This window comes from Suilimivivens sp., from assembly GCF_037359455.1.
In the GTDB taxonomy this organism is placed as follows: Bacteria; Bacillota; Clostridia; order Lachnospirales; family Lachnospiraceae; genus Suilimivivens; species Suilimivivens aceti.
Window position 1 is genome coordinate 33,060 of the sequence record NZ_JAXXXI010000035.1, and the last position, 12,778, is coordinate 45,837.

Annotated in this window: 13 protein-coding genes; all 13 read left to right on the forward strand. The window is 39.5% G+C overall.

The annotated features are described in order from the left end of the window. Window positions 1-2 precede the first annotated feature (2 nt). The 13 genes from WJQ40_RS05305 to WJQ40_RS05365 all read left to right on the forward strand — a co-directional run bounded on the left by WJQ40_RS05305 (window position 3) and on the right by WJQ40_RS05365 (window position 12,763). Complete coding sequence (locus WJQ40_RS05305; protein ID WP_337405594.1) at window positions 3-866, forward strand: polysaccharide biosynthesis tyrosine autokinase; 864 nt, start codon at window positions 3-5, stop codon at window positions 864-866. An 11-nt stretch (window positions 867-877) separates the two neighbouring features. After that, window positions 878-1,750, forward strand: a complete 873-nt coding sequence (locus WJQ40_RS05310) for a hypothetical protein (protein WP_337538379.1) — start codon at window positions 878-880, stop codon at window positions 1,748-1,750. 43 nt (window positions 1,751-1,793) lie between these two features. Then, window positions 1,794-2,933, forward strand: coding sequence for an LCP family protein (locus tag WJQ40_RS05315; protein ID WP_337538381.1), 1,140 nt, complete (start codon window positions 1,794-1,796; stop codon window positions 2,931-2,933). Between the two features lie 28 nt (window positions 2,934-2,961). After that, window positions 2,962-3,750 (forward strand): class B sortase, encoded by a 789-nt coding sequence (locus tag WJQ40_RS05320; protein ID WP_337538383.1) that lies wholly within the window; start codon window positions 2,962-2,964, stop codon window positions 3,748-3,750. Between the two features lie 126 nt (window positions 3,751-3,876). Beyond that, window positions 3,877-4,428, forward strand: a complete 552-nt coding sequence (locus WJQ40_RS05325) for a hypothetical protein (RefSeq protein ID WP_262575686.1) — start codon at window positions 3,877-3,879, stop codon at window positions 4,426-4,428. A 406-nt stretch (window positions 4,429-4,834) separates the two neighbouring features. Then, window positions 4,835-5,698: an Rpn family recombination-promoting nuclease/putative transposase gene (locus WJQ40_RS05330; RefSeq protein ID WP_337538387.1), complete on the forward strand. Its 864-nt coding sequence runs from the start codon at window positions 4,835-4,837 to the stop codon at window positions 5,696-5,698. Between the two features lie 275 nt (window positions 5,699-5,973). Further along, window positions 5,974-6,807, forward strand: a complete 834-nt coding sequence (locus WJQ40_RS05335; RefSeq protein ID WP_337538390.1) for a transcription termination/antitermination NusG family protein — start codon at window positions 5,974-5,976, stop codon at window positions 6,805-6,807. Between the two features lie 96 nt (window positions 6,808-6,903). After that, a complete protein-coding gene (locus WJQ40_RS05340; RefSeq protein WP_337538393.1) occupies window positions 6,904-7,683 on the forward strand; it encodes a sugar transferase in 780 nt (259 codons plus the stop codon). A 1-nt stretch (window position 7,684) separates the two neighbouring features. After that, complete coding sequence (locus WJQ40_RS05345; RefSeq protein WP_337538396.1) at window positions 7,685-8,776, forward strand: glycosyltransferase; 1,092 nt, start codon at window positions 7,685-7,687, stop codon at window positions 8,774-8,776. Window positions 8,777-8,843: 67 nt separating this feature from the next. Beyond that, window positions 8,844-9,680: a LicD family protein gene (locus tag WJQ40_RS05350; protein ID WP_337538398.1), complete on the forward strand. Its 837-nt coding sequence runs from the start codon at window positions 8,844-8,846 to the stop codon at window positions 9,678-9,680. 256 nt (window positions 9,681-9,936) lie between these two features. Next, window positions 9,937-10,650: an IspD/TarI family cytidylyltransferase gene (locus WJQ40_RS05355; protein WP_337538401.1), complete on the forward strand. Its 714-nt coding sequence runs from the start codon at window positions 9,937-9,939 to the stop codon at window positions 10,648-10,650. Between the two features lie 19 nt (window positions 10,651-10,669). Further along, a complete protein-coding gene (locus WJQ40_RS05360; protein ID WP_337538403.1) occupies window positions 10,670-11,704 on the forward strand; it encodes an NAD-dependent epimerase/dehydratase family protein in 1,035 nt (344 codons plus the stop codon). Between the two features lie 15 nt (window positions 11,705-11,719). Continuing rightward, on the forward strand, window positions 11,720-12,763 hold the full coding sequence (locus WJQ40_RS05365) for a glycosyltransferase family 1 protein (RefSeq protein WP_337538406.1): 1,044 nt from the start codon (window positions 11,720-11,722) through the stop codon (window positions 12,761-12,763). The last annotated feature ends 15 nt before the right edge of the window (window positions 12,764-12,778 follow it).

Below are 12,778 nucleotides of genomic sequence, written 5' to 3' on the forward strand. Positions count from 1 at the left end.
ACATGCAGAATGTAAAACTACAGTTTGAGAAAAAGAATAATGATTACCGGATCCGGGAGGCCTTTAAGACACTCAGGTCCAATATTGAATTCTGTGGCGGGGATGTGAAGGTGATCGCAGTTACGAGCTGCACTCCGAATGAAGGAAAATCCAGTGTGGCAATGGAAATGGCGAGAGCCTTTGCAGAGGCAGGAAGCAAGACCATGCTGATCGACGCGGATATGAGAAAAAGTGTCCTTGTCGGCCGGTATAAGACAGGTGCTGTCCGGAAGGGACTGACACATTGCCTGATCGGAAAGGCCAACTATCTGGAGGTTATGTGTGAGACAAATGTTCCAAATCTATATGTCACCTTTTCCGGACCGGTACCGCCAAATCCCAGTGAGCTTCTCGGAGGAGAAAAGTTCCGCTCTATCCTGAATGTCCTTCGAAGCTCCTTTGACTATGTGATCGTGGATACACCCCCGCTTGGCAGTGTCATTGATGCGGCTGTTGCTGCAAAGAGCTGTGATGGTACAGTGCTTGTCATCGAGAGCAATGCCATCAGCTACCGCTTTGCCCAGAAGGTCAAGGAACAGCTCGATAAGACTGGAAGCCGTATCCTTGGTGTAGTCCTGAATAAGGTGGACATGAACGGGAAGGGCTATTATGGCCATTACGGAAAATATTATGGCAAATACTACGGAAAATATTATGGAAACTACGGATCTGAAACGGCTTCCAGACAGGAGAAGAGCTCTTTGGAGAATGAGGTGCGTCAGTTCCGGGATGATATGGTAGAGGATCCTGAAAAGGGAAGCGCTGATCAGAAAATATCAGAGGCAGGTACAGATCCAGAAGACATTGAATTCATTGAGGACATTTAGGAAGACAGAGTATGAAACAGAGCAAAGTGATCGGAATAATTCTTGTAGTGTTGAATATAGCACTGGCTGTTGTCTGCATCATCCTTTCTGCAGGACAGGATAAAACAAAGCCGGTATTTGATTTCCAGGCAGCGGAGGTTGTTTACCGGACAGGGATGGATGAGGAAAAGCTGAAGGAGGGGATCACAGCCAGGGACAATGCAGATGGTGATATCACAGACCGGATCGTTGTGGAAAAGATCGTAACGGATCCGGCAGAAAATACAGCAGTTGTATTCTTCGCAGTCAGTGACAGAGCCGGCAATGTCGCCAAGTGCTCCAAGGTATTCCCTGCTTCCCTGGAGGGAGAAAACGAAGAGCTGGCAGACCAGCTGACGCAGGCAGGCTATGATGCAGCCTTTGCATCGGAAAGCAGCCTGACGGTTGAATCTACAGATGCTGCAGCTGATCAGGAAAATGAAACAGACAATTCTGAAAATGCAGAGAATGAGGAACAGCAAGAGGATGCGGAGCCTTCAGAAAGTCCGTCACTTGCAGCTTCGCCAAGACCGACCAGAACACCGGAGAATACACCGAAGCCAGAGCCGGAACAGGAGGCAGTGGAAGAGCAGAAGCCCGCGGAAGCACCAAAAACAAATGATGCAGCACCGGTACTCAGCCTGAAGCAGAATTCTGTGAAGGTAGCGGCTGGTTCTACACCGGCATGGGTGAATCTGATCGGTACCCTGAGGGATGACAAGGACAGCTATGAAACCCTGTTCAGGAACCTGAAGGTCAGTAAATATGATGTGAATAAACCGGGTACTTATGAAGTGACAGTCCAGACAGAGGATTCGGATGGCAACAGATCAGCAGCGGTGCCGATCACGATACAGGTGCAGTAGATCAGTGGAGTGGCACCCAATAGAATAAGAGGACAGCAAAGACATGACTAAAAAGGAAAAACGGGATCTTCGGATCAATCAGGAAAAGGAATATCTTCTGGATCCTGAATACGTGGCAGCAAAAAAGAAAAAGAGAAAGAAAAAACTGGCGCTCACAATTGTAATTGAACTGATAGCGGTGGCAGCCCTGATCGTGGCAGCCTTCCAGATCGTCCGCGCAGTTGGTAAAAAAAGCCTTACCAGCAAGGCAGAGGAAGCTGCGCCGGATCTGAACCTTGTCCGTGCATCGGAGACACTGACGGAAGAGGAAGAAACAAAGTGGCAGGAGGGCTGGGTGAAGTATAATGGCAGCATTTATGCCTACAACGAAGATATCAGGACCTTCCTGTTTATGGGAATTGATAAGAAGAGTGATGTGAAGGAAGTAGAAGAAGGGACAAAGGGCGGCCAGGCAGATGCCCTGTTCCTGGCAGTGATGAATCCCCATGATAAGACGCTTAAGATCGTCGGCATCAACCGGAACACCATGGCAGATGTGGATATATATAATGACAGCGGCGCCTATGTGACGACTCAGAAAGCACAGATCGCTGTCCAGCACGGCTTTGGAAATGGTGTAGAGGAAAGCTGCGAGTATCAGAAAAAAGCAGTCAGCAGACTGTTTTACGGACTGCCGATCCATGGCTATGCCGCCATCAACATGAGTGCGATCCCGACCATAAATGATGCGGTAGGGGGTGTGGATGTGACAGTACTTGATGATCTGACGAAGTATGACAGCTCCCTGAAAAAGGATGCAAAGGTGCATCTGATGGGAGAAGCCGCCTTCTGGTATGTGAAGGCCAGGGATGTGAATGTGTTTGGCTCGGCAGATATGCGGCTTGCCAGACAGAAGCAGTACCTGAACGCCTATGTACAGGCAGCCAGGTCGGCAGCAAAGAAGGATATCACCGTAGCCCTTGATCTGTACCAGGCGGTGGTGCCGCAGATGGTAACGGATATTTCCGCAGACGAGGTGGCATACCTTGCGCCGATCCTTGTGGATTACAGCTTTGATGAAAACAGCTTTTACATGATGCAGGGAGAAACTGTCATGGGAGATGAATTTGAAGAGTTCTATCCGGATGAGGATGCTCTTTATGAAATGATCCTGAATATCTTTTATGAGCCGGTGGAGCAGTAAAAGCACTATACATAAAGAAGGAAGCAGAATGAAAAGAAAATTTTTGACGCTGGGACTTGCCGGGATAATACTGGTCAGCAGCCTGCTGACCGGATGTGCCGGCAAAGACCGGAATACAGCAGAAACAGAAGAAACGGAAATGACAGAGAATGTGGGACAGTCTGCAGAAGATCAGAAGCAGACAGGGATCGCAGGTGAAAGCGCTTCCGATTCCCAGATTGATTTCACAGCACTTCAGGCAGAAAATCCAGATATTTTCGGCTGGCTCTATATACCGGGAACCGGGATCGATGATCCCATCCTGCAGAGCGAAGAGGCAGATGATTATTATGAAATAAGAGATGCCTATGGCAGGGATAATGCTGCAGGCGCTCTGTATACAGAGCTTGCCAATCTGAAAAATATGTGTGATTTCAACACAGTTATTCATGGAAGGGGAGACAGCGAAGCTGCACCCTTTGCAGGATTATACGATTTTGCGGATCCGGATTTTTTTGAAAAGCATGAATATGCCTATATTTATATCGATGGCAATCTTCTGACCTATGAGATCTTTGCGGCCTATGAAAGAGAGGATACCAGTCTGATCAGAACCTATGACTTTACCTATCAGAGTGGATGCCAGCAGTTTATAGATGATCTGTATGGAACCCGTGTCATGGGGATGAACCTGCGGGAAAGCTTTGGAGAGGTAAGTCCATACAATTTCCTGATCACCCTTACGACCAAGAAGGATGCAGCTTCAGATAAACAGTTTGTTGTGATCGCAGCCCTTGTGGGAGATGCTGCAGGAACTATAGACAGAGTTGTTGAATAAAAATGACACAGTAACCTGTGATGCAGGTACAGACTATGCAGGTATCAACACCGGTAAAACGGTGATGATATAAAACCACACTCAGGCTTTCGGCTTTTTGCTGAAAAGAAAGGAGGAGACAGTCCAATGAAAAAGCTTATCGCATGTACCCTGATCGGAGCAATGCTCTGCGGTATGACTGTATCTGCAGCAGGATCACCTTCTGCAGCAGTAGTTGCATCCAGCGTTTCTGCAACAGTAGAAGCAGCTGCAGCAGCTGAAAGTAAGTCAGTCGGTGAGTATACCAACAATGCAATTGTTGAGACTCCCGGACTCCCGGATGCACTTCCGACAGGACAGGGTGGACACGTTATCATTAACGGAGCCCCCAGTAATGTAATTTTCTTCTTAACAAAGGCTAATGCAGCTACTGTTAAGGATGCAAAGGCACAGGCTACTGAGCTTGGCGGAAAGGTTCTTTCTGTATTTGGAACCAAAGCAGTTGTCGGCAAGTTCGAATCTGCTCAGGTTAACTTCTACATGAAGGGCGTGAAGGCAGGCCAGAGCATCAAGGTTTACCAGAAGGTAAACGGTGCATGGGTTGAGGTTAAGGTTGTAGAGATCAGAGAGGATCACGTAGTTGTCGATATGACAAGCCACGGAACTCTTGCCTTTATTGAGGTTCCTGCAGCACAGTAATCCAATCCGGTATTAGTGTTTTTTAGCAGTCAGGCATTCTCAACCTGACTGCATAATGGGATTTAAAAGTAATCATGCATGATTATTTTCCGGGTGTGGTCGTCAGTCAGGGGCGTAAGCCTCTGGCTGATATAAAAGGAAGGATGGATAGACAGCCGTCCTTGCCAGAACCTTGACAATTGCATATCTTACATCGAGATGAATACTGAAAAATAAACGAAATCATGTTTAAAAAACTCCTTGCACAGCGTGAGTATATATGATATAGTGTTTCTATCAGAAAAATCATATCATGTAGTTTCAGGCTTTTCGCCAGAGATTCACTTATGACACAACTAAACAGGCGGAGAGATTGAAATAACAGGGGGCGTTCATTTTCTCTTCCGTCAGAGGAAGGGAGAAATGAATGGAAAGTACCAATGATCTTGTAACGAAGAATTTTGAAGCGTATCCAGATGTGGCAGCCGATATTCTCAATGTACTTCTGTATGAGGGAAAGAACGAGATAAAGGAAGAAAACCTTCTGGCATCTCCAACGGAAACCCTGTATCAGGGAAAGAAAAAGCTGCGAAATCAGCTGGAGGATATCGCAAAGTATGATATGGCTGACGGAGAGATACGGACTGTGTATCTCTTTGCTAATCAGACGAAGAAGGATCCTGATATGCTGCTTCGCAAAGCTGGCTATATTGGAGGCATCTACAGAGAGCAGTATGAAAGGAAGACACAGAACAGATTCCCAGTGATAGAGCTGGTTCTTTACTGGGGAAAGAGAAGATGGAATGAAAACAGAAGTGTCCATGAAATATTTCGGGACAAGAAACTTCCGGCTAAGACAATGTCTTATGTGGATGATCTGAAGCTCCATGTATTTGAACTCAGAAATCTGCCGGAAAAAGTAAGAAAACGGTTTCAGAGTGACATGAGGATCGTGGTCGATTATCTTGCAGAAGGAAATGATTACCGGTCAGAACAGAAGGTGGTACATAAGGAGGCTCTTATCAAGCTGCTGAGGGTACTCTCCGGAGATGAAAACGTAGAGGACACAGAGGCTATACTTCAGGAAATGAATGTAAAAGAGGAGGATGAAATCAGTATGTGTGAATTATTTGACCAGTATACCAGAAGAGGCAGAGCAGAAGTGATACCTGCCATGATCCGTACCTGCAAGCGGTTTCATATAAGCTATCAGGATACGGCAGACAGTATCAGAAGGGAACTGAAGCTTCCTGACAGTGAAATCGAAGAAAACATGAAACTCTACTGGTAAAAGCAGAATACAGCTGAAAAGAAAACGGGTGCTCCCGGTGTAAGATATGTGATTGTCTTATGCCGGGAGTTTTATTATGCCATAGGAAATCACTCCGTAATGTTCCAATGACATAAAAAAGCGCTCCGGTGGCAGATTTTCTGCATAAAAGTGAAGAATCTTCTGAGTAGTATATGCTGCCTGAAGCTTTTGAACAGTCATAGCGGAGCAAAAGAAACCGGCAAAGTCCGGTGATGGCGAAGCTATGTCAAAAACAGGAGTGGAGAAGATAGGATATGTGGTATGTAATTCAGACAGTAAACGGAGAAGAACAGCAGGTTTGTACCTGGATCAACCAAAGGATGGACAGGGCACTGTTCAGGCGGTGCTTTGTCCCATTATATGAGGATGTCTGGCGAAAGGAAGGCATCGGCAATATCAGTATCCGGAAGATGTTTGGCGGTTATCTCTTTATCGAAACGGACAGACCTGAGGATGTTTATGAGGAGCTTCGAAAGGTTCCGGGACTTACAATACTGCTTTCTGAAGAGGATCAGATAGGCAAGCGTTTTTGGCCAATTCATAAGGAGGAGGAAGAGTTCCTTGACAATGTCCTTTGGGACGGTCTTATGCGTGTAAGCTATATAGAAAGAAATGCAAATGGGCGGATCACGTTTGTGGCAGGTCCGCTGGCAGACTATCAGGAATATATCGTGAAAATCGATCTGCCTCACCGGAGAGCTATTGTGGAAATGCCGTTTCTTGGTGAAAAAAGAAGACTGAAATTCGGTCTGTGGTCGAGCAAGGATCCAGCGATTCTGTGGCTGGAGGAAGCGAAGAAAAGGCGGCTTGAGAAGAAAAACTCAGGGCATTCAGGAACTGATACACAGAAAGAAGTCAGCACAGGACAGAAGACCGGACAGGGATATCTGCATGAAGGTGGGATTACAGAAGGGGATTATGTAGTCAATACCACAGGAATTTATGGAGATGGACTTCTTAAGGTGATTTCAGTAAATGAAAAAAATCGGAGTGTAACAGCAGCCGTACCTCTGTTCGGGGAGCTGATCCCGGTACAGATGAGTATGGATGATGTGGAAAAAGAGGAACGCCGGAAGGTGGAAGAATAGAAGATTTATAGGTGACCGTTTTATGAACTGGCAATTATAAGAATGAAAAATGAGGCTAAATATTTTAGAAATCTTAGAAAAGAAAGGGAGAAATTTATGAGGGAAATAGCTGTCGAAAATCAGATTGCCAATGAAAAGTGTGAAAGAGAGATTTACATACCAGAGATTGTGAGAACAGAAGGAATACACAAAAACAATAATGAGTTTGTATCAACTGGTATATGTAGAAGTGATATACATAAAAACATGCGTGCTGTTTATGAAAAAAAGAGCAAATTGTATATTGTTACAAAACGTCTTATTGATATTATTCTATCTGGGACAGCATTAGTAATTTTATCTCCAATTTTTATACTAACTGCTATGGCTATTAAAGTGGAAGACAGTGGACCGGTTTTTTTTACGCAGCCAAGAGCAGGTAAAAATATGAAGCCATTCAAGATGTATAAATTTCGAAGCATGTATGTTAATGCAGATGAAAAACTTAAGGAACTTATGAAAAATAATGAGCAGACGGGACATGCCTTTAAAATAAAAAATGATCCAAGAATTACAAAGGTGGGAAAGGTAATCAGAAGGTTATCGATTGATGAATTACCACAGTTAATCAATATCATTAAGGGTGATATGTCTATCGTTGGACCAAGGCCTATTTTAGTATTTCAGATGGAAGAATGTGATGAATATGACAGACAAAGACTTATTGTACAGCCAGGACTGACCTGCTACTGGCAAATAGGTGGGCGCGCAAATATTAAATGGGATCAGTGGGTGGAATTGGATTTGAAATATATTGAAGATATGAGTTTGTGGACGGATATAAAGATGATTATTGGAACGATTCCAGCTATATTTTCAGGAAATGGAGCATATTGAAATGAAAAAAATATTACATATAACGGAATGTCTGGGAAGTGGGGTTTTGAACTATATTAAAAATATATCAACATGGCAAGCAGCAGAATATGATGTATATGTGGCATATGCAACAAGACCGGAAACGCCAGAAAATTTTAGAGAACAATTTAATTCGAAAATTCATTTTATCTTTGTAGAAGGTTTTACAAGAGAAATAGAGCCAAATAATGATTTAAGAGCTTTTTTTAATATTAAGAAAATCGTGAGAAGAATAAGACCAGATTTAATTCATCTTCATTCGACAAAGGCAGGTGTTATAGGAAGATGGGCTATTAATTGTAATAAATTTAAGGTTTTATATTCTCCACATGCCTATAGTTTTTTAATGATGAATTGTTCGAAAACTAAAAGAAACATGTATAAGTTGATTGAAAAAATCTCGGATAAGAAAAAATGTTTAACAATCACAGATATAGACGGTGAGTTAGAAGCAAGCAGACAGGTGACTAAACATGCAATATGCATTGCAAATGGAATTAACCCTGATGAAATGGATATTGTGATAACAAATGCTCAGAAATATAGATGTAAAAAAAAGAAAAACAAGCCGGTTATTACAATGTTAGGTAAAATTGTTGAACAGAAAAATCCATATTTATTTAATGAACTTGCAAGTGAATTTAAGGACATAAACTTTGTGTGGATAGGATCAGGGCCATTAAAGAATGTGTTAGATAGTCCAAATGTAACCATAACAGGATGGCTAAGTAGGGAAGAAGCTATTGCAAGAATTATGGATTCCGATATATTTCTTTTCCCTTCAGCTTGGGAATCATTAAGTATTGCATTAATGGAAGTAATGTATATAGGAAAGCCATGTATAGTTAGTGATGCTGATGGTAATAAGGATGTTATAAGAAATGGAAAGAATGGAATTGTATGTAAATGTAAATCGGAATATATAAATGCTATAAATGAATTATTATTGGATAGTAATAAGGCAATAGCATATGGGAAAGAGGCACGACAGGATATAATAAATAAGTACAATGTTTACTCTATGGAAAATGAATACAAAAAACTATTTCTTGATATTCATTTGAATTATTAGTAATAAAAAAGTGGGTTTACAATGATTCTATTGGAGGATTGAATGAAAAAACAATGGAGATTCTAAAATGTATAGTGAAAATGAAAAATTGAAGAAAGTACAGGTTGCGGAGAAAAAAATATTACAATATTTTGATGCCATATGTAATCAGTATGGATTATCATATTATATTTGTGGAGGAACATTATTAGGCGCAGTTAGAGAGGGAGGATTTATACAATGGGATGATGATGCTGATGTAATGATGCCACGAAAAGATTATGAGTGGCTAAAGGCACATAAAAATGAAATCCTAAATGATAAATATAAATTATATGATTATACCGTAGATAATGATGCAATACCTAGAAGAATGCCTGAACTAAGGGATGAGACAATAAAAGTTATATATCACCAAGGGAATAAAGAAAGAAAGCAATATGTTATGTTAGATATTTTTTTATTGGATGGAATGCCAAAAGGGAAAGTTGCAATTTTTTTTCATTATTATAAATGGCTTTTTTTGAGAATGCTTTTACAGTTATCATGGTATGACGAAACAGTAAATCAATATAAAGCCAATAGACCATTATGGGAAAGATGTATTATATGGATATTGAATAAAACAAGATTTAGACCATCTATTGATCAACGGGAAATTATGCTAAAGGAAGATAGGCTTTTAAAAAAGTATTCATTAGATAATAGTGATTATGTATGTAGCTTATATGGTCCATTTAAGAAAAAGGAAATTTTACCTAGAAGTTTTTTTGAAGAAAAAATACGTTTATCATTTGAAGACATAGAGTTATGGGCTCCTAAAATGTATCATGAGGAACTAACACATTATTATGGTAATTACATGATACCACCTAATAATTTAAATGAAAGAGAACTGCATCACAGAATAGAAATTTGTGAATAAAATGAAAACAAAGATTGAAAATGGTAAACTATACCAAAATCGCTAATAAGATATAAGAAAAGTTTCGCATAGGGAATCTAATTAATGATATTTGTATCTTCGGAAATGAATCATCTGAATATCAATTTTTGGTGGATGGTATAGCTAATAATACTGGGATACCTGTACGCTAAATTTACTAATACTGCAAAGTGTTTTGAATTAATTATATTAATAATGCTTTGTGACTGAGTAAAAAGAAAGGAATGGATAAAAAATGAATATTGCATTATTAACGGCGGCAGGAGTTGGAAGCCGTATGCATCAGGATATTCCTAAGCAATTTTTACATATTAATAATAAACCAGTTATTCTATACACTATGGAAGCTTTTCAAAAATCACCGCTTATAGACGAAATTATGGTAGTAACATTACCAAACTGGAAAGATATGATCTGGGCCTATGCTAAACAATTTGAAATTTCAAAATTGAAGTGTTTGGTAGATGGAGGGGATACAGGACAAAAATCTATTTTATGTGGATTGAAGGAATTAGAAAAGAACCATAATTTAAGTGATGTAGTCATGGTGCATGATGGAAATCGTCCAATGATTTCACAGGAAATAATAGCAGATAGTTTGGCTGTTTATCAGCAATATGGCAGTGCTGTTGCAGCAATTCCATGTATAGAAGCCATTTTTGAAAGTGATGATGGAATTTCTTCGGATGTTTCTATTCCAAGAGAAAAGCTACTACGGACACAGACCCCACATACATATATGCTAAAAGATTTGTTACAGGCACATGAAGAGGCAAAGAAAAGACATATTTATAATACAGCAGCCTCCTGTGTTCTGATGCAGAACCTTGGGAAAAAAATTTATTTTTCAAAGGGTTCTGAAAAAAATCTTAAGCTGACTACTGTAGAGGATGTAGAAACTTTTCAGGCATATTTGAATGAACAAAACAGTGTAGATTATTTGAAGTGAGATTATGAGAAAGAATCGAATGTACCAAGAAGAAATTAATAGTATTCTTGCAGAACCGTATAAATGGGAAAAATTTAGAAATAAAACAGTTCTCTTAACTGGGGCAAGCGGAGCCATAGGACAGGTAATTGTTGATGTGATCATGAAATTGAATAGAGAACATAATTATTGTTGTCAAATGATCGCAGTGAGCCGAAATTTAGAAAAGGCAAAAAGAATATTTTCGGACTATTGGAAAGACAATTGCTTTACATACTTTTCTTATGATATTACAGAAGAAATTAATATAGAACAGAAAATTGATTATATAATTCATGCAGCCAGTAATACACATCCGTTGTTATACGCAAAAGATCCCATAGGAACAATAACAGCAAATACATTGGGAACTTATCAATTGATGAAGTTGGCAGTTCAAAATGATGCTGAATTTATATTTCTTTCATCTGTGGAAATATATGGAGAAAGCCTTACAGGAGAGGGAAAATTTCAAGAGAATGACATGGGATATATTAATTGTGCAACATTACGGGCAGGATATCCAGAAAGTAAAAGGGTGGCAGAAAGCTTGTGCTATGCATTTTCTCAACAGGAAGGGGCTTTATTTAAAATAGTAAGATTGGCCAGAGTTTATGGTGGAACAATAAGTAGGGAAGATTCCAGAGCAATTGCCCAATTCTTTCATAATGGATTAAATAGAGAAAATATTGTTTTAAAGAGTGAAGGAAGGCAATTGTATTCATATGTATATGTCATGGACTGTGTGTCTGGAATATTAGCAGTTATGCTTAATGGGAAAAATTCGGAGGTATATAATATTGCAGGAACCAACTCAATAATTACATTATATGAGCTTGCAAAACTTATAGCGAAAGAGTTTGGAGTAAGTGTAGTACGTGATTTACCTGATAAAACTGAAGCGGCAGGATTTTCGAAAGCTACATGCGCAGTGTTGGATAATCATAAGCTTATGTCTTTGGGATGGAAAGAAAAAACAACTATCGAAATGGGAATTCATAGAGTTAAGGAACAATTAGAGGATTCATATTTTTAGAGTGGAGAAAAAAGAATGGCACAGGTCTTGCTTGACGGACGTTGTATACAAAATGGAAAATTTGATGGCGCACAGAGATATGCAGAGGAAGTCATAAAAAAATTAGATGAGTTGGTTGAACCAGGCAAATATGAACTTCTGATATTTGAAGGAAATGAAAATCTGATACAGCTGGAAAATATAACAAAAATTCTAGTAAAACCTAATACATTTAATAAAAAATGTTGGGCTACTTATAAATATTTGGATCATGGGAAAAAACTTTATGTTGGATTTGCTAATGAGGTTGTTCCTAATAGAAATTCTATTGTTACAATTCATGATATATATGCGTTTTATGGAGTTTATAATAATTCATTTTATTATTATTTCAAGAAAAAAATCAAGGCTATTGTTGATGCATTATTTGCATTGAAGATAGTAACAGTATCGCAATATAGTAAGCAGACAATGATAGAGAAATTACCGGTTAAAGCAGAGAAGATTCAAGTCATATACAATGGGTGGCAGCATTTGATTGGAAAATCTGCGGATTATGATGTGTTAAAAAAGTACAATATATGTTCGAAAAATTATTATTTGTATTTGGGAAGATTAGTGAAAAATAAAAACATAGATTGGATATTTAAGATCGCAGATAAGAATCCAGGTGATATCTTTTTGATTGCCGGGGCGCTTAGTAATGAACAATTTGAAAAGTATTATGGAAAGGCACAAAATATAATTTATACCGGTTATGTGCCGGATGAAGAATTAAGATCACTTTACAGAAATTGTAAAGCATTTCTATTTCCATCTTTGATGGAGGGATTTGGAATTCCTCCAATGGAGGCGTTGTATCATGGAGCACCAATTATCATTTCAAACACATCCTCGCTTCCGGAAATTTATGGGAATTCTGCACATTATATAGATCCTTATTGCTATGACTATAATTTAGATGAATTGTTAAATGAGCCAGTAGAGAGTCCAGATAAAATTTTAAAGAAATTTAGCTGGGAAAAATCAGCAAGAGAATGGTATGCATTAATAGAAGAATGCTTAAAAAACAAAAACTGAGTTAATGGTATAAGA